31 protein-coding genes and 1 other RNA gene are annotated in these 25,307 nt (G+C 63.7%); 11 read left to right on the top strand and 21 right to left on the bottom strand.

Annotated features, from left to right (window positions below; all coding sequences use genetic code 11):
* Positions 1–5 precede the first annotated feature (5 nt).
* The 3 genes from leuC to Q1A85_RS09815 are packed head-to-tail and all read left to right on the top strand — an operon-like array spanning position 6 to position 3,108.
* Positions 6–1,403 carry a 3-isopropylmalate dehydratase large subunit gene (gene leuC, locus Q1A85_RS09805; RefSeq protein ID WP_299687874.1) on the top strand — a complete coding sequence of 466 codons (1,398 nt, stop codon included), beginning with the start codon at positions 6–8 and terminating at the stop codon, positions 1,401–1,403.
* Complete coding sequence (gene leuD, locus Q1A85_RS09810) at positions 1,400–2,014, top strand: 3-isopropylmalate dehydratase small subunit (protein ID WP_299687877.1); 615 nt, start codon at positions 1,400–1,402, stop codon at positions 2,012–2,014. Before leuC ends, leuD begins: the two co-directional genes overlap by 4 nt.
* A 32-nt stretch (positions 2,015–2,046) precedes the next feature.
* Positions 2,047–3,108: a tartrate dehydrogenase gene (locus tag Q1A85_RS09815; protein ID WP_299687880.1), complete on the top strand. Its 1,062-nt coding sequence runs from the start codon at positions 2,047–2,049 to the stop codon at positions 3,106–3,108.
* A gap of 169 nt (positions 3,109–3,277) precedes the next feature.
* Here the strand turns inward: Q1A85_RS09815 and Q1A85_RS09820 are convergent, their stop codons facing one another.
* From Q1A85_RS09820 to mgtE, 5 genes are all read right to left on the bottom strand, one after another.
* The gene (locus tag Q1A85_RS09820) at positions 3,278–5,056 is read right to left on the bottom strand and encodes an SLC13 family permease (RefSeq protein WP_299688591.1); all 1,779 of its coding nucleotides are present in this window, start codon (positions 5,054–5,056) and stop codon (positions 3,278–3,280) included.
* 25 nt (positions 5,057–5,081) lie between these two features.
* The gene (locus tag Q1A85_RS09825) at positions 5,082–6,008 is read right to left on the bottom strand and encodes a DMT family transporter (RefSeq protein ID WP_299687883.1); all 927 of its coding nucleotides are present in this window, start codon (positions 6,006–6,008) and stop codon (positions 5,082–5,084) included.
* Positions 6,005–6,811 carry a TIGR00282 family metallophosphoesterase gene (locus Q1A85_RS09830; RefSeq protein ID WP_299687886.1) on the bottom strand — a complete coding sequence of 269 codons (807 nt, stop codon included), beginning with the start codon at positions 6,809–6,811 and terminating at the stop codon, positions 6,005–6,007. The genes Q1A85_RS09825 and Q1A85_RS09830 overlap by 4 nt, the downstream gene beginning before the upstream one ends.
* A gap of 103 nt (positions 6,812–6,914) precedes the next feature.
* A complete protein-coding gene (locus Q1A85_RS09835; RefSeq protein WP_299687888.1) occupies positions 6,915–7,469 on the bottom strand; it encodes a 5-formyltetrahydrofolate cyclo-ligase in 555 nt (184 codons plus the stop codon).
* A gap of 70 nt (positions 7,470–7,539) precedes the next feature.
* Positions 7,540–8,934: a magnesium transporter gene (gene mgtE, locus Q1A85_RS09840; protein ID WP_299687891.1), complete on the bottom strand. Its 1,395-nt coding sequence runs from the start codon at positions 8,932–8,934 to the stop codon at positions 7,540–7,542.
* Between the two features lie 122 nt (positions 8,935–9,056).
* Between mgtE and guaD the strand changes: the two genes are divergently transcribed.
* On the top strand, positions 9,057–10,346 hold the full coding sequence (gene guaD / locus Q1A85_RS09845; RefSeq protein ID WP_299687894.1) for a guanine deaminase: 1,290 nt from the start codon (positions 9,057–9,059) through the stop codon (positions 10,344–10,346).
* Positions 10,347–10,387: 41 nt separating this feature from the next.
* Here guaD and Q1A85_RS09850 read toward each other — a convergent pair whose 3' ends face one another.
* The 4 genes from Q1A85_RS09850 to Q1A85_RS09865 all read right to left on the bottom strand — a co-directional run bounded on the left by Q1A85_RS09850 (position 10,388) and on the right by Q1A85_RS09865 (position 14,275).
* A complete protein-coding gene (locus Q1A85_RS09850; RefSeq protein WP_299687897.1) occupies positions 10,388–11,734 on the bottom strand; it encodes an 8-oxoguanine deaminase in 1,347 nt (448 codons plus the stop codon).
* Positions 11,731–12,525, bottom strand: coding sequence for a histidinol-phosphatase (gene hisN / locus Q1A85_RS09855; protein ID WP_299687901.1), 795 nt, complete (start codon positions 12,523–12,525; stop codon positions 11,731–11,733). The genes Q1A85_RS09850 and hisN overlap by 4 nt, the downstream gene beginning before the upstream one ends.
* 53 nt (positions 12,526–12,578) lie before the next feature.
* Positions 12,579–12,953, bottom strand: coding sequence for a helix-turn-helix transcriptional regulator (locus tag Q1A85_RS09860; RefSeq protein ID WP_299687904.1), 375 nt, complete (start codon positions 12,951–12,953; stop codon positions 12,579–12,581).
* Between the two features lie 446 nt (positions 12,954–13,399).
* Positions 13,400–14,275: a LysR family transcriptional regulator gene (locus Q1A85_RS09865; RefSeq protein WP_299687907.1), complete on the bottom strand. Its 876-nt coding sequence runs from the start codon at positions 14,273–14,275 to the stop codon at positions 13,400–13,402.
* A gap of 126 nt (positions 14,276–14,401) precedes the next feature.
* Between Q1A85_RS09865 and Q1A85_RS09870 the strand changes: the two genes are divergently transcribed.
* The 4 genes from Q1A85_RS09870 (at position 14,402) to Q1A85_RS09885 (ending at position 16,111) form a co-directional block, all read left to right on the top strand.
* Complete coding sequence (locus tag Q1A85_RS09870) at positions 14,402–14,617, top strand: DUF1127 domain-containing protein (RefSeq protein WP_299687910.1); 216 nt, start codon at positions 14,402–14,404, stop codon at positions 14,615–14,617.
* Entirely contained in the window at positions 14,605–14,820 is a 216-nt protein-coding gene (locus tag Q1A85_RS09875; protein ID WP_299687913.1) for a hypothetical protein, read from the top strand. The genes Q1A85_RS09870 and Q1A85_RS09875 overlap by 13 nt, the downstream gene beginning before the upstream one ends.
* Positions 14,813–15,586 (top strand): Bax inhibitor-1/YccA family protein, encoded by a 774-nt coding sequence (locus Q1A85_RS09880; protein ID WP_299687915.1) that lies wholly within the window; start codon positions 14,813–14,815, stop codon positions 15,584–15,586. The genes Q1A85_RS09875 and Q1A85_RS09880 overlap by 8 nt, the downstream gene beginning before the upstream one ends.
* A gap of 69 nt (positions 15,587–15,655) precedes the next feature.
* Positions 15,656–16,111 carry a cupin domain-containing protein gene (locus tag Q1A85_RS09885; protein ID WP_299687918.1) on the top strand — a complete coding sequence of 152 codons (456 nt, stop codon included), beginning with the start codon at positions 15,656–15,658 and terminating at the stop codon, positions 16,109–16,111.
* Between the two features lie 82 nt (positions 16,112–16,193).
* Here Q1A85_RS09885 and Q1A85_RS09890 read toward each other — a convergent pair whose 3' ends face one another.
* From Q1A85_RS09890 to Q1A85_RS09910, 5 genes are all read right to left on the bottom strand, one after another.
* Positions 16,194–16,667 carry a GNAT family N-acetyltransferase gene (locus tag Q1A85_RS09890; RefSeq protein ID WP_299687920.1) on the bottom strand — a complete coding sequence of 158 codons (474 nt, stop codon included), beginning with the start codon at positions 16,665–16,667 and terminating at the stop codon, positions 16,194–16,196.
* Positions 16,667–16,960, bottom strand: coding sequence for a hypothetical protein (locus tag Q1A85_RS09895; RefSeq protein WP_299687923.1), 294 nt, complete (start codon positions 16,958–16,960; stop codon positions 16,667–16,669). The genes Q1A85_RS09890 and Q1A85_RS09895 overlap by 1 nt, the downstream gene beginning before the upstream one ends.
* 77 nt (positions 16,961–17,037) lie before the next feature.
* The gene (gene rpmG / locus Q1A85_RS09900) at positions 17,038–17,205 is read right to left on the bottom strand and encodes a 50S ribosomal protein L33 (RefSeq protein WP_011454349.1); all 168 of its coding nucleotides are present in this window, start codon (positions 17,203–17,205) and stop codon (positions 17,038–17,040) included.
* A 146-nt stretch (positions 17,206–17,351) separates the two neighbouring features.
* Positions 17,352–17,768, bottom strand: a complete 417-nt coding sequence (locus Q1A85_RS09905; protein ID WP_299687926.1) for an MAPEG family protein — start codon at positions 17,766–17,768, stop codon at positions 17,352–17,354.
* A complete protein-coding gene (locus Q1A85_RS09910) occupies positions 17,755–17,952 on the bottom strand; it encodes a hypothetical protein (RefSeq protein ID WP_299687929.1) in 198 nt (65 codons plus the stop codon). Before Q1A85_RS09910 ends, Q1A85_RS09905 begins: the two co-directional genes overlap by 14 nt.
* Positions 17,953–18,041: 89 nt before the next feature.
* On the opposite strand from Q1A85_RS09910, the gene Q1A85_RS09915 reads away from it, so the two are divergent.
* Positions 18,042–18,605, top strand: a complete 564-nt coding sequence (locus tag Q1A85_RS09915; RefSeq protein WP_299687932.1) for a TetR/AcrR family transcriptional regulator — start codon at positions 18,042–18,044, stop codon at positions 18,603–18,605.
* A gap of 1 nt (position 18,606) precedes the next feature.
* On the opposite strand, the gene rnpB is transcribed toward Q1A85_RS09915, so the two are convergent.
* The 6 genes from rnpB to Q1A85_RS09945 form a co-directional block, all read right to left on the bottom strand.
* An RNA gene (rnpB, locus tag Q1A85_RS09920) (RNase P RNA component class A) lies at positions 18,607–19,002 on the bottom strand.
* Between the two features lie 130 nt (positions 19,003–19,132).
* Complete coding sequence (locus Q1A85_RS09925) at positions 19,133–19,834, bottom strand: N-acetylmuramoyl-L-alanine amidase (RefSeq protein ID WP_299687934.1); 702 nt, start codon at positions 19,832–19,834, stop codon at positions 19,133–19,135.
* Positions 19,795–20,628 (bottom strand): hypothetical protein, encoded by an 834-nt coding sequence (locus Q1A85_RS09930; protein ID WP_299687936.1) that lies wholly within the window; start codon positions 20,626–20,628, stop codon positions 19,795–19,797. Before Q1A85_RS09930 ends, Q1A85_RS09925 begins: the two co-directional genes overlap by 40 nt.
* Before the next feature lie 38 nt (positions 20,629–20,666).
* Positions 20,667–22,145 carry an Asp-tRNA(Asn)/Glu-tRNA(Gln) amidotransferase subunit GatA gene (gene gatA, locus Q1A85_RS09935; protein ID WP_299687939.1) on the bottom strand — a complete coding sequence of 493 codons (1,479 nt, stop codon included), beginning with the start codon at positions 22,143–22,145 and terminating at the stop codon, positions 20,667–20,669.
* The gene (gene gatC / locus Q1A85_RS09940; protein WP_299687941.1) at positions 22,142–22,429 is read right to left on the bottom strand and encodes an Asp-tRNA(Asn)/Glu-tRNA(Gln) amidotransferase subunit GatC; all 288 of its coding nucleotides are present in this window, start codon (positions 22,427–22,429) and stop codon (positions 22,142–22,144) included. Before gatC ends, gatA begins: the two co-directional genes overlap by 4 nt.
* 32 nt (positions 22,430–22,461) lie before the next feature.
* Positions 22,462–23,118, bottom strand: a complete 657-nt coding sequence (locus Q1A85_RS09945; RefSeq protein WP_299687944.1) for a ceramidase domain-containing protein — start codon at positions 23,116–23,118, stop codon at positions 22,462–22,464.
* A gap of 128 nt (positions 23,119–23,246) precedes the next feature.
* On the opposite strand from Q1A85_RS09945, the gene Q1A85_RS09950 reads away from it, so the two are divergent.
* On the top strand, positions 23,247–23,939 hold the full coding sequence (locus Q1A85_RS09950; RefSeq protein ID WP_299687947.1) for a metal-dependent hydrolase: 693 nt from the start codon (positions 23,247–23,249) through the stop codon (positions 23,937–23,939).
* A gap of 38 nt (positions 23,940–23,977) precedes the next feature.
* Here Q1A85_RS09950 and Q1A85_RS09955 read toward each other — a convergent pair whose 3' ends face one another.
* The gene (locus Q1A85_RS09955; protein WP_299687950.1) at positions 23,978–24,427 is read right to left on the bottom strand and encodes a nucleoside deaminase; all 450 of its coding nucleotides are present in this window, start codon (positions 24,425–24,427) and stop codon (positions 23,978–23,980) included.
* 52 nt (positions 24,428–24,479) lie between these two features.
* On the opposite strand from Q1A85_RS09955, the gene Q1A85_RS09960 reads away from it, so the two are divergent.
* The gene (locus tag Q1A85_RS09960) at positions 24,480–25,283 is read left to right on the top strand and encodes a pseudouridine synthase (RefSeq protein ID WP_299687953.1); all 804 of its coding nucleotides are present in this window, start codon (positions 24,480–24,482) and stop codon (positions 25,281–25,283) included.
* Positions 25,284–25,307: the final 24 nt, after the last annotated feature.

Genomic DNA, 25,307 nt, shown 5'->3' on the forward strand with positions numbered 1-25,307 from the left:
CCGCCATGCCCCGCACGCTTTACGAAAAACTCGTGGACCAACACGTGGTCGCCACCATCGACGACAGCCACGTGCTCCTCTACGTCGATTTCCACGTGATGAACGAATACACCAGCCCACAGGCCTTTGCCGGGCTGCACAGCGCGCACCGCCCCGTGCGGCGGCCCCGCGCACACCTCGCCGTGGTGGACCACGTGAACCCGACGCGGCCCATCACCGACCTGTCTCAGATTGAGGACGCAGGTGGGCGACTGCAAATCGAAACGCTCAGCGCCAATTGCGCGCGCCACGGCATCCAGCTCTTTGACCTCTTTGACCCGCGTCAGGGGATCGAACATGTCGTGGTGCCCGAAAACGGCTTTGCCTGGCCCGGCATGGTGATTGCCTGCGGCGACAGCCACACAACCACCTACGGTGCCTTCGGCGCACTGGCCTTTGGCATCGGCACGTCCGAGATCGAACATGTGCTGGCCACCCAGACCCTCGTCTACAAGGTGCTCAAGCCAATGCAGGTGCGCATCGACGGCGCGCTGCCCACGGGCACATCGGCCAAGGATATCGTCATGGCCTTTGTCGAACGGGTCGGCGCGGCAGGTGCCTCCGGCTTTGCCGTCGAATTCACCGGCACCACCATCGACGCGCTCAGCGTCGAGGCGCGCATGACCCTGTGCAATATGGCGGTCGAGGCCGGTGCCCGCGCCGCCCTGATCGCCCCCGATCAAAAGGTGTTCGACGACCTTGCCGGGCGGCCACAGGCACCCAAGGGCGCAGCACTGGCCGACGCCCTGCGCGACTGGCAGGACCTGCGATCCGATCCCGACGCCGCCTTTGCCCGCGTGGTCGAGATCGACACACGCGCCATCGCCCCGCTGGTGACATGGGGCACCAGCCCCGACCAATCCGCCCCGATCACCGCCCGCATCCCCGCACCGCAAGGCGCAGGCGACCAGCGCGCGCTTGACTATATGGGGCTCGACGCGGGCCAACCGCTCGACAGCATCGCCATCGACCGCGCCTTTATCGGGTCCTGCACCAACGCCCGGATCGAGGATTTGCGCCGTGCCGCCGCCATCCTCGACGGGCGCACCGTGGCCGATGGCGTGACCGCCATCGTGGTGCCGGGATCGAAACAGGTGCGCGCCATGGCCGAGGCCGAAGGGCTCGACGCGATCTTCAAAGCCGCAGGCTTTGACTGGCGCGGCGCGGGCTGTTCCATGTGCCTTGCGATGAATGACGACGTCGCGGCAAGCGGCGAACGCTGCGCGTCCTCCACCAACCGCAACTTCGAGGGGCGGCAGGGGCGCGGCGCGCGCACCCACCTGATGAGCCCCGAAATGGTCGCCGCCGCCGCTGTCACCGGCACCCTCACGGATGTGCGCACCCTGATGAAAGCCACGCCATGACCCCGTTCACCACTGTCACCGGCGTCGCCGCCGCGCTGCCCACGCCCAACATCGACACCGATGTGATCATGCCCAAACAGTTCCTCAAGCGGATCGACCGCGCCGGGCTGGCCATCGGTGCCTTTCACGACCTGCGCTTTGACACAGACGGGCAGACCCGCCCCGATTTCGTGCTGAACCGCGCGCCCTACAATCAGGCCAAATTCCTGATCTGCGGCGATAATTTCGGCTGCGGCTCCAGCCGTGAATACGCCGTGTGGGGGCTGCAACAGCTGGGTATCCGCGCGATCATCGCGCCGTCCATCTCGGGCATCTTCTTTGGCAATTGCGAGAAAAACGGGCTGCTTGCCATCACCCTGCCCCCGGGCGATGTGGACCTGCTCATGGCCCACGCGGATACGCCCCGCACCGCCTTGATGACCATCGACCTTGACGCCCAGACCATCACCGCCGGGCCGCTGCGGATCGGATTTGACATTCCGGCTGCGCGCAAGGCGCTGCTTCTGTCCGGCGCCGACCACATCCAACAAACGCTGGACCGCGCTGCAACAATCACCGAGTTTGAGGCCAAACAGGCCGCAACGCGCCACTGGCTCTGGGCACGCGGCTGACCCGGAAACACCAACCCCAACAGGACAGACACATGACCAAGACCTACCGCATCGCCAGCATCCCCGGCGACGGCATCGGAACCGAAGTGATCCCGCACGGACAGGCCGTCGCGGATGCAGCGGCGGCCAAGCACGGCTTTGCCATCGACTGGACCGTCTTTGACTGGTCCTGCGAACGCTATCTTGAGACCGGGCAGATGATGCCCGATGACGGGATTGAACAGCTCAAGGCCTTTGACGCGATCTATCTCGGGGCGGTGGGCTGGCCCAGCGTGCCCGATCACGTATCGCTCTGGGGGCTTTTGCTGCCGATCCGGCGCGAGATGCACCAATATGCCAATGTGCGCCACGTGCGCCTGCTGGATGGGATCACATCGCCACTGGCGGGGCGGACATCGGCGGATATCGACTTTGTCGTCGTGCGCGAGAACGTGGAGGGTGAATATTCCGAACTGGGCGGGCGCATGTATGCCGGGACCGAGGACGAATTTGCCGTGCAAGAGGCGGTGTTCACCCGCCGCGGCACTGACCGCATCATGCGCTACGCTTTCGAACTGGCACAAGGCCGCGCCCGCAAACATGTGACCTCGGCCACCAAGTCCAACGGTATCAAGCATTCCATGCCCTTCTGGGACGAACGCTTTGCCGACATGTCCAAAGCCTATCCGAACGTGACCACGGACCAGTTCCACATCGACATTCTGACCGCGCATTTCGTGCAGCACCCGGACTGGTTCGACGTTGTGGTGGCCTCGAACCTCTTTGGCGACATCCTGTCCGATCTGGGGCCCGCGATTGCAGGCTCCATCGGCATTGCGCCCTCGGCAAATATCAACCCTGAACGCGACTACCCGTCGATGTTCGAACCGGTGCACGGCTCAGCGCCCGACATCGCGGGCAAAGGGGTGGCCAATCCGATTGCCGCCGTCTGGACCGTGGCGACCATGCTGCGCCATCTGGGCGAGGATGCCGCAGCCGATGATGTTGAGGCGGCGATGCAGGCATCGCTGCTTGACGCGGCGACCCGCACTGCCGATCTGGGCGGGACGGCGGACACGCAGCAATGTGCAGCGGCGGTGCTGGCAGCCCTGTGATCTGCGCCGTCGGACGCTGGGGGGTATCTGCGCCGCGTCAGCCCCGCAGGATGGGCGATCTGCCCATCCTCTCCCGGCCCAAAGTGTATCCAAAAGGTTAATTTGCCTCTGTAACCCCTTGATTTTTGGTGTGCCCCACGGTGTCCCACGCTGGGACACCCGAAAAGTTTTACAGCGGCCAGATAAACGGGATCACCGCCGAGGCGAGCAGGCCCACGCTGAGATTGAGCGGGATGCCCACCCGCATGAAATCCGTGAACCTGTAGCCCCCCGGCCCATAGACCAGCATGTTGGTCTGGTACCCGATGGGCGTCGCAAACGAGGCCGAGGCCGCCACCATGACCGCCACCACCAAAGGCCGAGGATCAACCCCCAGCGCCCCGGCCAGCCCGATCGCAATGGGCGTGACCACAACCGCGACGGCGTTGTTGCTGACCAATTCCGTCAGGACCGAGGTGAGCAGATAAATCGCCCACACGATCAAAAAGGGCGGCAACATCGCGAGCCCCGGCGCGACCGCATCCACGATCAGCGCCACAGCACCCGAGGCCTCCAGCGCCGCCCCGATCCCCAGCATCGCAAAGATCAGCGCGAGCAAGCGCCCGTCCACGAATGAAAACGCCTCGTCCGCGTCGATGCAGCGCGTGACCAGCACCAGCGCCACCGCCAGAACCGACAGCATCAGGATGGGCGCGACGCCCAAGGCGGCCAGCACCACGATCCCCAGCAGCGCCAGCAGCACAATCGGCGCGTGGCTGCGCCGGAACGCGCGGCCCGTGGGCTGCGAGACGTCCACCATCTCCATGTCGGCGGCCAGCCGCTGAATGTCCTCGGGCGCGCCCTCCAGCAGGAGGGTGTCACCCACCTTGACCACAAGATCGTCCAACTGCCGCCCGATGTTCTGGTTCCGCCGATGCACCGCCAGCGGATAGACCCCATAGCGCCGCCGCAGCCGCATCGCACCAAGGCTGCGGCCCACCATTTTGCAGCCCGGCGTGATCAGCACCTCGACCGTGGTTGTCTCCACCGCGCCCACCTGATCAAGGCGTTTGAGTTCCTTGTTCCGCTGCAAGCTCAGCAGTTCGGTCATCTGGGTCCGAAGCACCACCCGGTCGCCCACCTGCAACTCCACCGATGCCAGATCCCGGCGCAAGGATGCGTCGCCCCGGATCACGTCGATCAACCGCACACCGTCCCTTTTGAACAGCTGCACGCTCAGCACCTCGCGCCCGATCAGGTTGGAATCCGGAGGGATCACCGCTTCGGTAAAGAACTTCATCTTGCTCCGGTCGCTCAGCAACCCCGCCAGACTGTCCCGGTCCGGCAGCAGCAGCGGCCCGACAAACCGCAAATAGATCATGCCCCAGATCACAAGGATCACCCCCAGCGGCGTCACCTCGAAAATCGTGAATGGTTCCAGTCCCTGCGTCCGCGCAACACCATCCACCAGCAGGTTGGTCGACGTCCCGATCAACGTCAGCGTGCCTCCCAGAATGGCCGCATAGCTCAGCGGGATCAGCAGGCGCGACGGCGCCAGCCCCATGGTCTTGGCCAGTTGGATGAACACCGGGATCATCACCACCACGACGGGTGTGTTCGACACGATGGCCGAACTGACGATCACAAACGCCATAAGCAGTGCAATGGCCACCACCGGATTGCTGCGCGCCTGCCGGTCGGCAAGGCCGGTGAATGCCTCCAGCGCACCGGTGCGCACCAGCGCCCCCATGATGATGAACATCGCCGCAATGGTCCACGGCGCGGGGTTCGACAACACCGCAAGTCCCGCCTCATACGGCAGCGCGCCTGACAGCAGCATCAGCGCCACGCCCCCAATGGCCACAACTTCTGCCGGCAGGCTTTCGCGCAGAAACAGCACGAACATGATGGCCACAACCGTGAGGGTCAGCACAGCATTGCCCGTCTGCGATAGCTCGATCAGCCCCATGCGATACCCTTGGTCGTGAAAAAGGTCAGCGCCCAGTGTCCCCGATTGGACCGGGCGCATCAAGATGCGCTTTGCGCGGCTGCACCAGATACATGCCCAGCAGCATCAGGGCCAGCGCCAGCCAGACCGCTGGCGGATAGGCCTCCGCCAAGATGGCGCGCGCCCAGAACACGCCAAACAGCGTCACAAGAAAGCTGACCTGCACTGCAAAGACCGGCCCCGCCTGCCCCACCAACCACACATAGCCGGTGTAGACCAGTACATGCGTCATCGACGCCATGATGTGCGCGATCTGCGGATCTCCGTATGGCGGGCGTGGGTCGATCCATTGCCCGGTCGACAGCGCCAACGGCAAGGCGATCAGCATCCCCACCAGTGATGCGCCCCACAGCACCTGCACAGGACCCATCCCCGCAGTGCCCCAACGCGCGACGTAATTGCCTTCGAACGCATAGAACAGGCCTGAAATCAGACCGATCAGCACCCAGACCACCGGGATGGTGCCTGCGAATTCGGACCCCGGCAACACTATCAGCATCACCGCTGTCAGCCCTGCCACAAGCCCGGCAAAGCGTCGCCAGTCAAATCGGTCCAGCGCCAGTATCAACGCGATGGGAAAGGCCCAGATGGGCACCATGCTCAGCAGGATCGACATGACGCCCGATGGCAGATGTACCGCCGCCTGATAGCTGACCGTGTTGGGCAGCACCGACCCCACCAGTGCAATGATCACATAGACCCGCAACTGCGCCGCTCCGCAAGGCAGGCGCAGCCCTTGCGGCAGAGCGATGGCGCTCATCACCACGAACCCAATTGCCAATTGCCAGAACAGCAGACCAAAATGCTTGAACCCTGAACTGACTGCAATCTTGGTCAGCGGCATGGTCAGGCCCCAGCCCGCACCCAGTCCCAGCAAAACAAGGGCAAGCCACAGCCGCCGGTGGCCCGTCATGGACCCGCTGACGGCAGGTGCCCCCCCTGACGCACCATCTCGATCCGCGTGGTGCGGCCATCCGCGCCCACTTCGACATAGACACCGGACAGCGTCACCTCACCCAAGGCGGGCGAAAACCGCTCCTTGGGCATCCCGGTGATGAACCGGCGCAACGGCTCGTCCCGCTGCATCCCGATCACGGAATGATAATCGCCACACATGCCTGCATCCGTCAGATAGGCGCATCCCTTGGGCAGGATCATGGCATCGCTGGTGGGCACATGGGTGTGCGTGCCCACCATCAGGCTGGCCCGCCCGTCGCACCAATGGCCCATGGCCATCTTTTCCGACGTCGCCTCGCAGTGAAAATCCACTAGGATGACTTCCACTGCGCCACCCAACGGGTGGGTCCGAAACACCGTCTCAAGCGCCGAAAACGGATCGTCAAAGGCGCGCTTCATGAACACCTGCCCCAGCGCCTGCACCACCAGCACGCGGCGCCCGCCAACGGAAAAGACCCGCGCGCCCTTGCCCGGTGCCGCCTTCGAGAAATTCAGCGGGCGCAACACGCGCGGCTCATTTTCGATGAATTGCAGCATGTCCTTCTGATCAAAGGCGTGATCGCCCAGCGTCACGCAATCCGCGCCCGCCTCCAGCAGCGCCTTGGCATGGCTCCCCGACAGGCCCATGCCCGAGGTCGCATTCTCGCCATTCACCACAACAAAATCGAGGTTCCAGTCCGCCCGCAACCGCGGCAAATGATCGGTCACAGCCTGCCGTCCGGCCCGGCCCATGACATCGCCCAGAAAAAGAATATTCATACCGACCCCATATGCCGCGCCAACAGGCCACGGCAAGCGCCCTGTCTTCTTCTGACCAAAAATACCACGGGGGGAGGCCGCAGGCCGGGGGGCAGCGCCCCCATCACAACGCGATCACATCGCGCTCCGTCACGATCATGTCGAGTGTCTGGTCCGTCGGCTCCAGCGGCAGCGCATCCACCTGCTGCGCACCGTAGGCAAATCCAATGGCAAGCGTGGCACGCGCCGCGCGCAACATCTCCAGCGTGCGGTCGTAAAATCCACCGCCATAGCCCAATCGCCCGCCCGCTCTGGTAAAGGCCACCAGCGGCACAATCACAATCTCCGGCACCATGAACGCATCGACCAACGGCACCCGGGCCCCGTAGGCCCCGTCACGCATCGGCCCGTCCGGAACCCAGCGCGAGAATGCCAAAGGTTGCCCCGCACCCTGAATGACCGGCACCGCGACGGGGCCATGGGCCGCGGCCTCCGCCATGGCGGGCAAGGGATCAATTTCCGTGCGGATCGGCATGTATCCGGCCAGCGGGACGCCGCGATAGCCCGCCAAAACCGATGACAAAACCCCTGAGGCATCGCCCCTATCCGCGTCATGCGCGCGCTTGCGGGCGGCAAAAGCCTCCTTGCGCACCGCCGCCTTTTGCGCGGCCAAATCCATCAGGCGCACCCTGTGGGACGGCGGGTGGGGCGCCTTTGCGCGCACGCGCAAACAGCGTCCACCCGGCGTTTCACAGCAACACCACCGCAGCCAGCCCCAAAAAGGCAAAGAACCCGACCACATCCGTCACGGTTGTCACAAAGGCACCCGAGGCAAGTGCAGGATCAATTCCGATACGGTCAAGGATCACCGGGATCGCCGTACCGGCAAGGCCCGCCACAACCATGTTGATCACCATCGCCGCCGCAATCACATATCCCAGCGCGGGCGAGCCGAACCATACGATGCCCACAATGCCCATCACCACCGCAAAAACGACGCCGTTGATCAACCCCACCAGCACCTCGCGCCGAATCACCCGCCACACATTCGCGCCGGTCAGGTCCTTGGTGGCAAGCGCCCGCACGGCCACGGTCAGCGATTGCGTGCCCGCATTGCCGCCCATCGACGCCACAATCGGCATCAGCACGGCCAGTGCCACGATCTGCGCAATGGCCGCGTCAAACTGCGCAATCACCAGCGACGCAAGGATCGACGTCACCAGATTGACCGCAAGCCACGGCAGGCGCTGCCGCGTGGTGCTGGCCACGTTGTCCGACAGAGCCGATTCCTCGCCCACCCCCGCCAAACGCAGAATGTCCTCTTCGTGCTCTTCGTCCAGCACCGCCATCGCGTCATCAATGGTGATCGCACCGATCAACCGCCCCTCGTCGTCCACGACCGGTGCAGAAATCAGGTGGTACTGATTGAATGCATAGGCCACGTCGCTCTCTTCCTGCGTGGCAGGAATAATCTGGAACGTCTCCTCCACCAGATCGCGCAGCGGCACATTCCGACCCGACCGCATCAGTTTGCCCAAGGTGACATTGCCCACCGGGTGCAACCGCGGGTCCACCAGCACAATATGATAGAACTGGCGCGGCAACTCCTCTTCGGAGGCGTCCCGCATCCGGTCAATCGCCTCGCCCACGGTCCAGTGTTCCGGGGCCATGACGACTTCGCGCTGCATCAGGCGCCCGGCGGAGTATTCCGGAAAGGCCAGCGACTGTTCGACCATCGCCCGGTCGCTGTCTTCGAGCGCATCAAGGATCTGTTCCTGCTGGGTGGTGTCCAGATCTTCGATCAGGTCGACAACATCATCACTGTCGAGCTCACGCACCGCCTCTGCCAGCACGTGCGGCTTGAGCACCGCAATCACCTCTTCGCGGATCGCCTCGTCCAGCTCTGACAGGATTTCACCGTCAAACTCACGATCATAGAGACGGATCAGCCGCGACCGGTCAAAGGCGTTGATCTGTTCCAAAAGGTCAGCGATGTCAGCCGCGTGCAGCGGGTCCATGAGCGCTGTCAACTGCGCCCGGTCCTCAATATCCACCGCATAGAGAATGGCCGAAACGTCCTTGCGTCCCAGCACGTAACCGCTGTCATCCTGGACCGGGTCGTTCGCCTCAGATGGCTCTGTCATGGCGCCCTCCCCGGTGGTGCTCTGGCTGTTCCGGACCGACCATAAGCGGCGCGGCAAACCGAGACAATGGGGCCCGCGCGCGCCATTGCCATTGTCTGTTGCAGCACGGCATAATGGGCCTCATGTCTCAACCTCACCGCTTGCGCGGCCATATCCTGACCTATTCCGGCAACCCCTTTGTGCAAGGGTGGGAGAGCACAGTTCACGTCCGCGAAAACAGCGCCGTGCTGATCGCGGATGGCAAGATCACCGCCACAGGCCCCGATGCTGAGGCTGCGGACGCGCCAGAGACGCGCTATGACGATCATCTGATCTGCCCGGGCTTTGTCGATGCCCATGTGCACTATCCCCAGACGGCGATCATCGCGTCTTGGGGCAAGCGTCTGATCGACTGGCTGAACACCTACACATTTCCCGAGGAAATGCGGTTTGGCGACCCGGAATATGCCGCGAGCGTTGCGGCGCGCTATCTTGACCTTGCTCTGGCACACGGCACCACCAGCCTTGCAAGCTATTGCACCGTTCACCCTCTGAGTGTCGACGCGGTGTTCGAGGCGGCCGCCGCGCGCGGCATGGCTGTCGTCGCGGGCAAGACATGCATGGACCGCAACGCGCCGGACGGTTTGCGCGACACCGCACAAAGCGCCTATGACGACAGCAAGGCGTTGCTCGAACGGTGGCATGGTCAAGGGCGCGCGCAATACGCCATCACACCCCGCTTTGCCCCCACATCCACCGCCGACCAACTGCACGCGTTGGGCGCGCTTTGGTCAGAACACCCGGACGTCTTGATGCAAACGCATCTGAGCGAGCAGGTGGACGAGATTGCATGGGTGCGCACCCTGTTTCCGCAGGCACGGGATTATCTCGATATCTACGAGGCGCACGGATTGCTGGGCGCGCGCGGGCTTTATGGTCACGCGATCCACCTTGAGCCGCGCGAACGCGACCGCCTGGCCGAAATGGGGGCCGGGCTGGCGCATTGTCCCACATCCAACACATTCATCGGCTCGGGCCTCTTTGACCTCTCGGGGCTGGCCGGATCGGGCCAACCCACAGGGTTGGCAACCGACACAGGCGGCGGATCGAGTTTTTCGATGTTGCGCACCATGGCCGCAGCCTACGAGGTCGCGCAGTTGCGCGGCACCGCCGTGCATCCGGCGGCGTTGCTCTGGCTTGCGACGCAAGGCTCCGCAGAGGTACTGCACCGCGCCGACGAGATTGGACAGATTGCACCCGGTTGCGCCGCCGACCTGACCGTGCTCAACCTCGCCTCGACACCCGCCATTGCCCAGCGGCACGCCCGTGCCGATGACATCTGGGACGCGATCTTTCCGACCATCATGCTGGGGGACGACCGCGCCATCGCGGATGTCTGGGTCGCCGGGCAGTCCCGGCACAGCGGGACCTGATACTGGGCCCTTGCCGTTGCGCGCGCCGCATCAGCCGCGCTTCAGACCGTTTCGGCCAACGCCTGCGCCAAGCTGTTCTGACGCGCGATCACGGCGGACAGGTCAATTGTCGTCACCTGACCGTCCCGCACGATCTGTCGGCCTTGGACAAAGAGATCCCGCACGCTCATCGGACCGGCAAGCACGAGTGCAGCCGGGTCCCAACTGCCTGCGCTGTGTACGCCGCTCACATCCCAGATGGCGACGTCCGCGCGCGCACCGGGCTGTAGCACGCCACATTCGGGCCGTCCGAGTATGCGCGCCCCGCCGCGCGTCGCCAGCCGCAGCGCCTCGCGCGGGCTTAACGCATCGGCCCCATAGGCGACCCGTTGCAGCAACATCGCCTGCCGCGCCTCGGCCAGCATGTGCCCCGCGTCGTTGCTGGCCGACCCATCAACGCCCAGACCCACAGGCACGCCACCGTCCAGCATCATCCGCACCGGCGCGATGCCCGAGCCAAGGCGGCAGTTCGAACATGGGCAATGGGATATGCCGGTTCCGGTCTTGGCAAACATGCGCAACTCGGAATGTTCCAGCTTGACGCAATGGGCGTGCCAGACATCCTGCCCGACCCAGCCCAATTCCAGCGCGTATTGCCCCGGACGACAGCCGAAATTGGCCAGCGAATAGGCCACGTCTTCCCTGTTTTCCGCCAGATGCGTGTGCAGCCGCACCCCCTTGTCCCGCGCCAGATGCGCTGCGTCCTGCATCAGATCACGGCTGACGGAAAAGGGCGAACAGGGTGCCACGCCGATCTGGCACATCGACGCCTCGGACGGGTCGTGAAAGGCGTCGATCACGCGGATGCAGTCCTCGAGGATTGCCGCTTCGTCCTCGACCAATGTGTCGGGGGGGAGACCGCCTGCGCTTTCGCCGATGCTCATCGACCCGCGCGTGGGCGAAAAGCGCAACCCAACCTCGGCAGCAGCGGCAATCGTGTCGTCCAGCCGCGCCCCGTTCGGATAAAGATAAAGGTGATCAGAGGTCAGCGTGCAGCCCGACAGCGCCAGTTCCGCCAACCCAACTTGGGTCGAGACGTACATATGGTCCGGCCCAAAGCGGGCCCAGATCGGATACAGCGCCTTGAGCCACCCAAACAGAAGCGCGTCCTGCGCTCCGGGCACCGCGCGTGTCAGTGTCTGGTACAGGTGGTGATGTGTGTTCACGAGGCCCGGTGTCACCACGCACCCCGCCGCGTCGACCACCTCAGCCCCCGCGCCGGGCTCAAGCCCGTGGCCAATTTCGGCCACCGCGCCCTCCCGCAGACGCAGGTCCGCGCCCTGCAATTCCGTCCCGGCATCGTCCATGGTGACCAGATGTACCGCACCCCGGATCAGGACTTCGGTCATGGGGCGTCCTGCAAAAGGGCCAGCGCCTGTGCGTGAATTTCCCGGTTTGCCGCCGCCAGCGCGCGTCCGCCCGCATGGGCGGGACCACCTTCCCAATCGGTGACAACACCACCCGCCGCTTCGATCAGCGCGATGGGGGCCTGAATGTCATAGGCGTTCAAACCGGCTTCGATCACCAGATCGGCCTGCCCTGCGGCCACCAGCGCATAGGCGTAACAGTCCATGCCGTAGCGGGTCAGTTGCACTTGGGACGAGACCCGCTCAAAGGCCGCCCTGTCCATGGGCGTTCCAACCTCGGGGAACGTCGTGAACAAAGTGGCCTCAGACAGATCGCGCACCGGCCGGGTCGCCAAGCGGGTTTGCCCCATCGGCCCGTGCACTTCGGCCTGCCCGTCAAACCCGACAAACCGTTCGCCGATATACGGTTGATCGATCAGACCCAGCCCCGGCCCCGCCTCTGGCCCCACAGCGATCAGAACACCCCACGTGGGCGTGCCGGACACAAAACCGCGCGTGCCGTCGATGGGGTCCAGCACCCATGTCAGACCGCTGGTCCCGGACTGTGCGCCATATTCCTCTCCGAGAATGCCGTCCTTGGGGCGCCGTAGCGCCAACACGTCCCGCATGGCCCGTTCTGCGGCGCGATCCGCGACCGTGACGGGGTCGAACCCACCAGCGTCCTTGTTGTCAGAGATCAGCGAAGCTGAGCGAAAATGCGGCAGGATTGCCTGCCGCGCCGCATCCGCCATGTCATGCGCGACAAGCGCAAGCGAAGTGTAGTCTATCGTCATGAAAACGGACTGCCAGAGCCACGTGCGCGTTGCAAGCGCGGATCAGCCTGTGGTCAGGCGACGTCGCTCAGCACGCGCGCCAGTTCGAAAAGGCGACGCCGCTGGTTTTCGGGAATGGCGTAATAGGTGCGCACCAGATCCATCGCCTCTTTGTCCGAGAGCATGTCTTGCGGCACGTCACCGCGTGTTTGAGCTGCCGCGCCATCTTCGCCCTGCAAGCCTTCGAAGAAAAAGGCAACCGGAACACCCATTGCCTCACCAATGTCCCAAAGCCGGGATGCGCTGACACGATTTGCGCCGGTTTCGTATTTCTGGATTTGCTGGAATTTGATGCCAACCATATCCGCCAGCTTTTGCTGGGTCATCCCGATAAGCCAGCGCCGCTGGCGAATGCGTTTTCCTACGTGAACGTCGACCAGATGTGCCATCCGAGCACTCCTATTCTTGTTGCCGCCCAAGCGGATACGTATGGGTTACGCCGTTCGAAAAGGTGAACGATGCGGGACGCGCGTCTCGCGACGCCGCCGGTTTTTCGAAACTAGCGCGAGCGGAGCCGTTTTTCAACGCAAACCACCCGGTATGGGCGAGTATTGCGAAAAAGCTCGCCTTGTCTCATCACCGGTTGCTATGTCAAAAATTTGCCAATTATCAGTTGGTTGCTTGCCAGGTCCTACTCAGGTGCGTCGGCGATGTCATAGCCCGATCAACGGCTTAGCAATCTAAACGTGTAGCGTTAACCATAATTGCACTTTGTAAATTATACCCCCGCAGATGCGACAATTTCGCACAAAATCGCTCCGAATTGCCGCGCCTGAAATGCCGCCGATTTAACACAGGTTCGATCAATTCTGCCCGAATCAGAGCGTAATTCCGCTCATACGGCCCGCAGCGCGACCGCGTCACTGCCACCAAAGGCGTGGCGCAGAAAGCCGATCAGCGCGTCCTGAATTTCGTTTGCAGCGCCGGTTGCACCATAAAGGTTAATACGCTGCACGGGCAATTCGGGCAGCGCGCCACCGTGGTCAATCTTGTCCAGATGCGGCGGCTCTGTTCCTTCGATCATGGCATGAACGGCAAGGTCCGCACTTACGGTCGCCTCGATGGTGCGGTCGCTTTCGGTTTCCACCACAACTTCCCACGGGATGCCCGCAGAATCGAGCCGTTCGACAACCCGCGGGCGGAACGTACATTGCCGTCCGAACGCCATCTTGAGCGGTCGTTGCCGCCATGCCGACCCACCCGGCGCCCCGATCCAAACCAGTGGTTTGACGCAAAGCTCCTCTCCCCCCGCATCCATGCCTGTCTCGGTGGTCAGAATGATATCGCAGGCCCCTTTGCCAAACTCGGATTTCAGTCTGCGTGTGTATGAACTGTCAAGCTGCACCTTGACCCGTGGAAACGCCGCGTGGAACTGCTTCAGTACCCGTGGGATCGCCGGGTAAACGATGTCATGCGGCACACCCAGTGTGATTTCCCCCTCATAAGCCTGATCGGTCAGCCGCGTCATCACCTCGTCATTCAGCGCCACCATCCGCCGCGCATAGACCAACAATTGTTCGCCCGACGCGGTCAGCGCGATGCTGCGCCCGGAACGGTCAAACAGATCAAGGCCCAGCAATTCTTCGAGCCGCTTAAGCTGCATCGACACTGCCGATTGCGTGAGGTGCAGAAAACCCGCCGCCCGCGTGACACCGCCGCTTTCGGCCACAGCGACAAAGGACCGTAGCGTGGTGATGTCCAAGTTTCTCATATCACTCTCCGTGATGCTTCGGGTCACAAACATTCGTTTTCAAAATATGCCACCCTGCGCCATATACATCAAGAGCTTTGATGCAAAGCGCCCCATACATCACGCCGACGCAAGGAGTTGCCCCCAATGGCCCTGATCGACTTCAACACCCGCACCCGCCCTGCTGCTGCCCCGGCACGTTCGACATTCTCGCTGTTCACCGCCCTTGCAGTCTGGCGGTCGCGCCGCGCCTTGGCGCGCCTTGACGCGGCACAGCTTGATGACATCGGCCTAAGCCCGAAACGCGCAGCGCACGAAGCGGCCAAGCCCGTCTGGGACGTGCCCGCCACGTGGCGGCGCTGACCGAGACGCCGAAAACGGCTGCGATGCGCGGCATTTATGACAAAAACAGTCAGAATGTCGCGCTATCGTCGCTGATCACGACCGAAAAGACCTTGAAAGCTGGGCCGCGCGCACTGATATTCAGCGGTGACGCGGGCGGAAATCCGCGACGGGCGGTTTCGGCTGCCTGCTTTGCAATATTCTTGGAGGTCTCACATGGCTGAGTTGAATACGATCCGGTCGGCGGCCGGAACACGCGCCGCCCAGATTGACGAGGGCCTTCGCGCCCACATGAACAAAGTCTACGGCACTATGTCCGTGGGCATGTTGATCACCGCCCTTGCCGCATGGGCCATTTCGGGGCTGTCGATCACGTCGACACCGACAGAATACCCGCTTGGTAACGGTGAATTCCTGACGGGCCTGGGCTACACGCTCTATGTTTCGCCCCTCAAATGGGTGCTGATGTTCGCACCGCTGGCGTTCATCTTCTTTGGCTGGGGCGCTCTGATGCGCCGCGGGTCTGCTGCGGCTGTGCAGTTGGGCTTTTTCGTCTTCGCCGCCGTCATCGGCGTGTCGATGGGGACGATCTTTATGATCTACACGCCCTACTCGATTGCACAGACCTTCATCGTGACCGCGATCGCCTTCGCGGGCCTGAGCCTCTACGGCTACACCACGAAGAAAGACCTGAGCGGCATGGGCACATTCCTGATCATGGGTGTGATCGGCCTGATCGTTGCAATGGTCATCAACATCTTCCTGCAGTCGCCTGCAATGATGTTCGCCATCTCGATCATCGGCATCCTGATTTTTGCCGGTCTGACCGCGTTCTACACGCAGGACATCAAGAACACCTACGTGGCGCACGCCTCGCATGGTGACCAGGAATGGCTGGACAAGGCCGCCTATGACGGCGCGCTGAGCCTCTACATCAGCTTCCTGAACATGTTCCAGTTCCTGCTGATGTTCATGGGCCAGCAAGAATAATCGGGCGCACTTTCCCTAAGCAAAGGCCGGTCCTCGTGACCGGCCTTTTTCGTTTCAGAGAGAGAGCACATGACAGTTGTGAGACGTGGCACGGCGCGGATCGACGCGGGCGGTGCCGGTTCAGCACAGGGCCCCTACCGCGCGGAGTTGATCAGCGACACAGCCGGACTGACCCAGTTCGGCGCCTTTATCGAGGAACTGCCTCCCGGATCGCGGTCGTCGTTCAGCCATTGGCACGCAACCGAGGACGAGATGGTGCTGATCCTCGACGGCACCCTCACCGAAAACGGCGTTGAGACGATCCTGTCGCCCGGGGATGCCGCCTGTTGGCGCGCGGGCGATCCCGTGGCGCACAGCATGTACAACCATGCCGACACAGTCGTCCGCTATGTGGTGATCGGCACCCGCGTGACGCATGACACCGTCACCTATCCTGACCACGACCGCGTTCTGCGCTACGACCGCACGACGAACACCCGACGCTACACCACCCTCGATGGACAGCCTGCCGACAAACCCGGCTAAGGCCGTGTCTTGGCGCGCCCGACACGGGCCCAATAAAACATGTCGTGCGCGCGTATGCGCGCTCAATGTGGTCACAGCCCGGTCACAGAACGCGCGTCATCCGCAGGGACGGAAACGAAATTCCACCTTCAAGCGTCACGTCCATCGGTCCCACGGTCTCAAAGCCGCAGGCCTGATAAAACGGCTCTGCCGTCACGGTGGCCCAGCATTCCATGCGCACCACACCTGCCGCCCGCGCCGTGTCAAAACAATGGGTCATCAATGCCCGTCCCACACCGCGCCGCAGCGCGCGGTCGTCCGTGACGACGTGGCGTATGTGACCAAGCCGCTCGTCCTTGCGATCCCGCGTCCAGCCGCCCGCCCCCAGCACGCGGCCCTCATCTTCGACAACGTAATAGGTGCCGCAAGCCAGCAATCTGGGCTGGGCGCGCGCAATGATCGGCAACGCCGTGACCAAGACCGAAGGCGCATAGTCCGCCTTGAGCAGTTTCGGATAGCTGCGCGCCAGCAGCATATCGACAGCTGCAAGATCATCGCGGGTTGTGGGGCGGATCATCATGCCGGGACCTCTGGGCGCAGACGCACCAGATCGTAGACATAGCTGCGCGCGCCCTTGCACGACACCCAGCGGCCTTCGGGCGGGTGCGCGCCCTGCTCCGCCGCAGGCACGTCCCAGAGCCGCCCGGCCAGCGCGCCTGTGTCCGGGTCCAAAGCGACCCAGCCAAACACCGCGTCCCTGCAAATGGTCATGCGACGCTGATCGGTTCTGCGATAGACATCGGGGGCGGCCTGTACGAACCGGTACACCCGTCCGTCCACCCGTCTGCGCAATTCAAATCTGTCCGTCATAGGCCTCAGACCTCCAAAAACGACAAAGGCCGCGTCCTTGCGGCGCGGCCTTTGGAAAAACGAAAAAGGGGGCGATCTTACTTGATCTTGCCTTCCTTGTATTCCACGTGCTTGCGCGCAACGGGATCGTATTTCCGTACCACCATCTTTTCGGTCATGGTGCGTGCGTTTTTCTTGGTCACATAGAAGTGGCCGGTGCCTGCACTCGAGTTCAGGCGGATCTTGATCGTGGTTGGCTTGGCCATCTGGTCTCTCCTGCACCGCGGGGCGCACTGCTGGCCTGCGGGAAATTCTGTCTGAGCGCGCCTTTTACCGCGTGGCCCCCCCGAGTCAACCCATCAGCGCATGAGTTTCAGGCCGGAGCGACAGTTTCACCGCTCCGGCCCAGGCGTCACGCAAAAAGCACGCGGATCAACGGCCAACCGGTGACCACCGTGGCCGCGACACCGGCCAGCCAGAAACCGCTGCGGATATAGGTGATGCCCAGCGCATAGGTGAGCGCGTGGCCGGCACGCAAGGCCAGAAACACCAGCGCCGCCACAGCTGTCACGCCGGTGTTCAATCCCGCCATCACCAAAACCAGTGCGACAGGGGCAAACATCACGGCGTTTTCCACGTGGTTGGCGGTCGCCCGCGCCAAACGCCGCGATGTGGCAGGCATGTCCTGATCATCGCGATTGCCCAGCGCCCAAGCCGCACCCTTGGCCTTGTCGTTGTAAAGCTGCTGGCCAAAGACCAGCAGCAGCCATACCGCTGTCAGACCGGCCACGGCCCACAGTTCCGGCACCATCCCCTCACCCAACGACATTGCCTCCGATCGCATAGCCGCCGGTCGCGGTCTCCATGATCTGCACGTTGATGTATTGGCGAATGTCGCCTTTCCCCGCGTCCAAAGCGACCGCCGCAAGACCGCCCGTCAGGGATTCGGCGATCTTGGTCTTTTCATCTGTGCTCCACGCGCCCGCAGGCACCGTTACCTTGATTGTCGGCATTGGTTTTTCCTTTCGTCGATGTTATGCATCACACGATGCAAAATCTGGCATAAAGGATAGGCGTTTGTTTTGCAACGCTTGATGTAAAATTGGCGAGACCGCGTAAATTCGACGACGACGCCGTGCTGAATGCGGCCATGATGACCTTCTGGCGACATGGGTATGAGGCGACGACAACCCGGATGCTGGAAGAGGCGACCGGCGTGGGCATTCGCGGTCTTTTCAACGCGTTCGGCAACAAGGAAAAGTTGTTTCACACTGTACTTGCGCGCTATTTCGACACCGTGCACGCACAGCTTGCGCAGGTGTTTGCAATGCCAGGTCGTGACGCCATTGACGCGGTGTTTGCCGGGTTTTCCGCCCCGGACCCCCCGGATGCGATCAGCCACGCAGGCTGTCTGATGGTGAACACGGTGTTTGAGCTGGAGCGCACCGACGAGACGGTGCGCGCGCAGGTGGCGGCCTACCGCGCGCTCTGGAAGACGTCCTTTGCGGATGCGTTGGCCCGGGATGGGATCAGCGATGCGGACACGCGGGCCGAGTTTCTGGTCGGCGCATTGTGGGGGGCCTTGGGTCAGATCAAGCTGGCCGGTGACAAGGCCGCAGCAGTCCCCATGGCCGAGGTTATACGGTCGACCGTACGGACATGGTGATATGCGCGGAGGGGCTGTAAGCCGGATTCTGTCTAGGGTGGTTGCCCACCCCGAGATGACCATTCCTCTTGGGATGCCGTTACCGGCACCCCTCTAGCTGCCAACCCGGACCTGCTGGGGCAGAAGCAGCCCCGCCGGTTGCCCGGCGCGCGGTCCCTATTTGGCATTGCTCCCGGTGGGGCTTGCCATGCCCGGTCTGTTGCCAGCCCGGCGGTGGGCTCTTACCCCACCGTTTCACCCTTGCTGCGGCGGACCGCAGCGGTTTCATTTCTGTGGCGCTTTCCGTCGGGTTGCCCCGCCCGGGTGTTACCCGGCACCGTTGCCTCTGGGAGTCCGGACTTTCCTCCAAGGACGCTGGCGCAAACCAGTGCCCGTTGGCGGCCATCCGCCCCTCCGCGCCCGCTGCCCTTACGTGGGCGGGCGGGGGCACGTCAATGGCGACCGTTCGGGCAAGCGGAACCTGCGGGAGCCTCCGGCGGGGATTTTTTGGGGACAGAGACGGGGACAGTCGCACCCCATCTGCGCCGTCAGCGGCGGCTGAGCGCGTCGAAATCGGCTTGGGTCAGCGGTCCGCGCGCCTCTGGCCGATGCCGCAACCGCACCGCATCCAAGAGCGCTTGGGCATCCGCTTGGGCCGTATAGCCTGCGGTGCGGGCCAGTCGCATGAAATCCGCCGCAGTGCGTCCGTCCACGGACGGCACCAATGTCGGCGCCGCCAACCCCTTGGCTTCGAGCCTTTGCCAGTCGAAATGCGGGCCGGGGTCGAACTTGCGACCCGGGGCCATGTCGGAATGGCCAATGACGTTTTCCGCTGGGATCGCCCATCCCATTAGGATGCGGTGCAGCAGGGCCTCAAGGCTTTGCATCAACGGTTCGGCAAATGGCTCTTGCCCATCATTGTCGAGTTCGATGCCAATGGAGCGCGAGTTAATGTCGTCCAAGCCATGCCACGCACCCGCACCGGCGTGCCATGCCCGCATCCCCTCGCCCACCAATTGGGTCACAGGGCCTGACTTGCAGATAACGTAATGCGCAGACACTTCCGCCGCCGGGTCGCAGAGCCGCTCAATTGCCGCCTCCGCCGATGCCATCGCGGTGTAATGCAGCACCACAAGCTGCGGCGTCAGACCGTCACGGCGCGGGCCACAATTGGGAGACGGACAGTGGTGGATGTCCACCGGGGGCAGGCTCAGTTGCCAGCGGCGCGCCGGAAGGGCGCCGGGTCCCACGTGCAGGCAAATCCGTCCCCGTCCGGGTCAAGCCCCTTGCGGTCCCGCTGCGGACCACCTGCGGCGAGAAAGGCGATCTGCGCCTCGTCCGCTGAATTGTAGACGGCGCAGTTGCGCTGGTGCTTTGCCGCGGATGCGATGCTGATCCGGCGGTGGACCCGCGTGCCCTTGGCGTGAGACGTGCGCAACGCATATTGCACCACGTTGGGTTGCCCGTTTCCAGCGCGCGAGGGCAGCGCTGTGGGCTGGACCACGGTGTATTGCTGCTGGCGCTGTTGCAGACGCGCGGCATCGCCTTCGATCGACCGGCGCGAGGCAACCGCGTCAAAGTCGTTTTCGTCCGAAATGCCGGGGTTGTTCAGGATCACCGGTGCCGCGTTGGACGGGCTGGCGTTCACGACGTTCTCGCCCGAATTGGCGACGGCGGCGGCGGCGTCGTTCTGCTGCGCGATCTGGGCCAGTTCGGCGTCCAGCCCGGCGGGGTCGGTGACCGCGCGGGCCGTCTGGGTCGCGGGCTGTGGCTGGGCGACCTGCCGCGTCTGCACCAGCGCGTTTTGCTGATTGGCGGAAGCCGCTGGCGGCAGCGCCTGTGCCGCCACACCCGGCGCAGGCGGCACACGGGTGCCGGTTTGCAATTGCTGGGCACGCGCCTCGCGGGCGGCAAGTGTGGACGGATCGTCGAACCCCACACCGCGACCGGGGTTCACGACCCCTGCACCACTGTCGGGAATAGCTGGCTGACACGCGGCCAATGCGGCAAGCGCGCCCACAATCAATACACTACGGAATACCATTTCTGCTCACCCTTTGCCGGGATCTGTTTCGGCGTGGTCTACCACCATTTGCCGGGCTTGGCCACAAAACCCGCCCGCGCCTCAAGCGCGTAGGCGGTGTTCAGCAAATCACCTTCTTCCCACGGGCGGCCAATCAGCTGTAGCCCCAGCGGCAGGCCCTGCGCATCCAGACCGGCAGGCACAGAGATGCCCGGCAGCCCCGCCATGTTCACGGTCACGGTGAACACGTCGTTCAGGTACATTTGCACCGGATCATCCCATGCCTCGCCCAGACCAAAGGCCGCCGACGGCGTCGCAGGCGTCAGGATCGCGTCGATCCCCGCCGCAAACACATCCTCAAAGTCCTTTTTGATCAGCGTCCGCACCTTGCGCGCGCGGTTGTAATAGGCGTCGTAAAAGCCCGCCGACAGCACATAGGTGCCGATCATCACGCGGCGCTTGACCTCGTCGCCGAACCCCTCGGCGCGGGTCTTTTCGTACATCTCGGTGATGCCGTCACCCTGATCCAGCTTGGCGCGGTGGCCGTAGCGCACGCCGTCGTAGCGCGCGAGGTTGCTGGACGCCTCCGCAGGGGCGATCACGTAGTAAGCGGGCAGCGCGTATTTGGTGTGCGGCAGCGCGATATCGACAATCTCGGCCCCCGCATCACGCAGCATGTCTGCCCCGCGCGTCCACAGCGTCTCGATCTCGCCGGGCATCCCATCCATGCGGTATTCAGCCGGAATGCCGATCTTCTTGCCCTTGATATCGCCGGTCAGCATCGCCTCGAAATTCGGCACAGGCAGGTCCGCACTGGTCGAATCCTTAGGGTCATGGCTGCACATCGCCTCAAGCATGATGGCCGCATCGCGCACCGATTTGGTCATCGGCCCCGCCTGATCCAGAGACGAGGCAAAGGCCACGATGCCCCAGCGCGAACAGCGCCCATAGGTGGGCTTGATGCCCGTGATGCCGGTAAAGGCCGCAGGCTGGCGGATAGAGCCACCCGTGTCGGTGCCCGTGGCCGCCAGACACAAATCAGCCGCAACCGCAGATGCCGACCCACCCGACGACCCCCCCGGGGTCAGCGCCCGGTCGTCCACCTTCCACGGGTTTACCGCGTTGCCGTAAACGGACGTCTCGTTGGACGAGCCCATGGCAAATTCGTCCATGTTCAGCTTGCCCAGCATCACCGCACCGGCCTCCAGCAGGTTGCCGCTGACCGTGCTTTCATATTCCGGCAGGAATCCTTCGAGGATGCGGGAGCCCGCTTGGCTCGGCACGCCCTTGGTGCAGAACAGGTCCTTGATCCCGATGGGCAGGCCGCACATGGCAGGCGCGTCGCCGGCCTTGATGCGCGCGTCCGCGGCCTTGGCCTGCGCGGTCGCAATCTCGGGCGTGTGGTGGACAAAGGCGTTCAGCGCCCCGGCCCCGTCGATGGCCGTCAGGCAGGCGGCGGTCAGTTCCGCGCTTGTCGTGTCGCCCTTGCGCAGCGCGTCGCGCGCTTCGGCCAGACCCAGCTTGTTCAGATCGCTCATTCCACCACCTTCGGCACAGCAAAGAACCCCTCGCGCGCATCCGGCGCATTGGCCAGAACAGCACCCTGCTGATTCCCATCGGTCACCTCATCCACACGCCGTTTCAGGCGCTGCGGCGTGACAGATGTCATGGGGTCCACCCCGTCGACATCCACCTCGCCCAGTTGTTCGATAAAGCCGAGGATCGTGTTGAACTCGGAGGCCAGCGCAGGCAATTGCTCCGGCTCGACCTTGATCCGCGCCAATTTGGCAACCCGCGCCGCGGTGCTTTCGTCAATGGACATGTCAGGGACCTCGTTTCGCTCTTCCCGCGGCTTTACCGTGCAGCCTGCGCACCTTCAAGGGCGTGACGGCGATAGACCTCGATCATCCAGCCCAACATGATGCCGTTGAGGATATGCCATGCAAAATGCGTGCCCAGTGGCCACGCGGCGCACAGCGTCTCGTCCAGACTGCGTGCAAGCAGCGACACCAGCAGGATCGCAGCCCCAATCGCAAAGCCGCGCGCCACCTGCGGCGCGCGGCGCTGCAAGAGCACCGCATAGATCAGGATCAGCGTGGGCACCGGCATATAGCCCGCCGACACGCCAAAAATCGGCATATTCTGCCACAGCGGCACCGTCAGCGCAGCATAGGGCAGAAACAGCACCACCCCCAACAGCGCGGCCCATAGCGGCATCCCCCACACGTCACGGTTCACTGCAAAAAGGTACAGCAGGATGAACAGTGCAATTGGCACCACATCCGCAATCGCCGCCCAGACCTGCGCGTGGGTGTGAAACAGGTAACTGCCCAACCCGATCACAAACAGCACCGCCGCAAGCGCCCGCGCCAAGGGCACCCGGGCAGACCGCCGCCACATCCAGATCGCAACCAGCACAAAGGCCGCATTGGTCACCGCATTGACCGGTTCGGCCCAATAGGCCGGACCCAACCGCTCGCAATACCCGTCTATCTCGCGCAACAAATCCATGCGCCCCAGCTAACCCCGCGCCCGCCCATGTCAAAGCGCCTTCCCCGTCTCTGTCCCAAAAAAATCCCCGCCGGAGGCTCCCGCAGGCCCGCCTCCCGCGCTACGCTTGGCAAAAGGGGAGGAACGATATGAATATCATCTGGCTCGGCCACGGCAGCTTCCGCATCGAAATCGGCGATCAGGTCCTGCTGATCGACCCCTGGCTCAGCGGCAATCCGATGCTGCCCGAGGATCAGCACGGGCCCGCGACCCAAGGGGCCACGCATATCCTTGTGACCCATGGCCATTCCGACCACACCGACGGCGTCGCGGAGCTGAGCAAGGCCAAGGGGATACCCCTGTCTGCAACCTACGAACTTGGCCGCTACCTGCATGGCAAGGGCGCGGTCGAGGGGCACGCCTTCCACCGCGGTGGCACCATCACGCTCGGCACTGCGAGCGCAACGCTCGTGCCTGCGTCCCACTCGTCATCCGTGCCGACCGAGGCGGGCGATGTCTATACCGGCGTGCCCTGCGGCTACATCATCCGCGGCGAGGGCAAGGTGATCTATTTCTCCGGCGACACCGATATCATGGCCGACATGCAGTGGATGGGGGATTTCTACAAACCCGATATCGGCATCCTGTCGGCGGGCGGGTATTTTACCATGGACATGGAGGGGGCGGCCTTTGCCGCACGGCATTTTTTCCACTTTGGCACGGTGATCCCATGCCACTACCGGACATTCCCCCTGCTGGAACAGAACGCCTCGGCCCTTCGGCGCGGCCTGCCGGGCGTGGATGTCATCGAACCGCAGATCATGCAGCCGATCCCGCTCTGAGCACGGGCGGGTGGGGGGGGTGTGGTGGCGCACCGCCGCTAGCGCCGTGCCGAGAAGAACCGCACCAGCAGGTCCTCCGCCTCCGCCGCGGCCAGTCCGTCATATACTTCCGGCACGTGATGCGCCTGGGGGTGTGCAAACACGCGCGCCCCGTGGGCAACGCCTCCCGATTTGGGATCGGAGGCGCCGTAATACAGCCGTGCAATCCGCGCCGCCGCGATAGCAGCGGCACACATGGCACAGGGCTCCAGCGTCACATAAAGATCATGCCCCACCAGCCGTTCGGACCCCACCGCCGCGCAGGCCGCACGGATCGCCAGCATCTCGGCATGGGCGGTTGGGTCGTTCAGCGCGCGCGTCCGGTTGCCCGCCGCCGCAACAACCGCACCACCTGGCGATACAACAACGGCACCCACCGGCACCTCGCCGCGGTCGGCGGCGGCACGGGCCTGCGCCAACGCCTCATCCATGAAACTGCGAAACACCATCGCGGCCCCCTGCCCCTTTCCCCGCGCCTTCGCAACCGCTAAAGGCCACCCTATGACCACCGACACCCCAAAAGGCGACCGCATCGCCAAGGTTCTGGCCCGCGCGGGCATCGCCTCGCGTCGCGGGGCCGAAGCCATGATCACCGCAGGCCGCGTGTCCGTCAACGGCAAGCAAATTGACAGCCCTGCCCTGAACGTGACCGAAGCGGACGCAATCACCGTGGACGGCAAACCGCTCAGCCCGCCGGAACCGGCACGGCTGTGGCTCTATCACAAACCGCCCGGCCTCGTGACCACCACCAGCGACGAACAGGGCCGCCAGACGATCTTTGACGCGCTGCCCGACGACCTGCCCCGCGTGCTCAGCGTGGGCCGGCTCGACATCAATTCCGAAGGGCTGCTGCTGCTGACCAATGATGGCGGCATCAAACGCAAGCTCGAATTGCCGTCCACCGGCTGGATGCGACGCTACCGCGTGCGCATCAAGGGCCAGCCCAGCGATACCGCCTTCGACACATTGCGCAAGGGCGCAACCGTCGAAGGCCAGCGCTACCAGCCAATGCAAATCACCCTCGACCGGCAACAAGGGGCGAACGCATGGCTCACCATCGGCCTGCGCGAGGGCAAAAACCGCGAAATTCGCCGCGCGATGGAGCATCTGGGCCTCATCGTCAACCGCCTCATCCGCATCAGCTACGGTCCGTTCCAACTGGGCGAGCTGAAACAGGGCGATGTGGAAGAAGTGCGCCGCAAGATCATGCGCGACCAATTGGGTCTCGACGACGGGCCGGACGGCCATGCCAAGGCCAAACCGCGCCCCCAGCCCCGGCGCAATCGCCCGAAAAAGTCGCGCTGAGGCCATATCCGCGCCAGATTGCCG

The sequence above is a fragment of the uncultured Tateyamaria sp. genome (assembly GCF_947503385.1).
In the GTDB taxonomy this organism is placed as follows: domain Bacteria; phylum Pseudomonadota; class Alphaproteobacteria; order Rhodobacterales; family Rhodobacteraceae; genus Tateyamaria.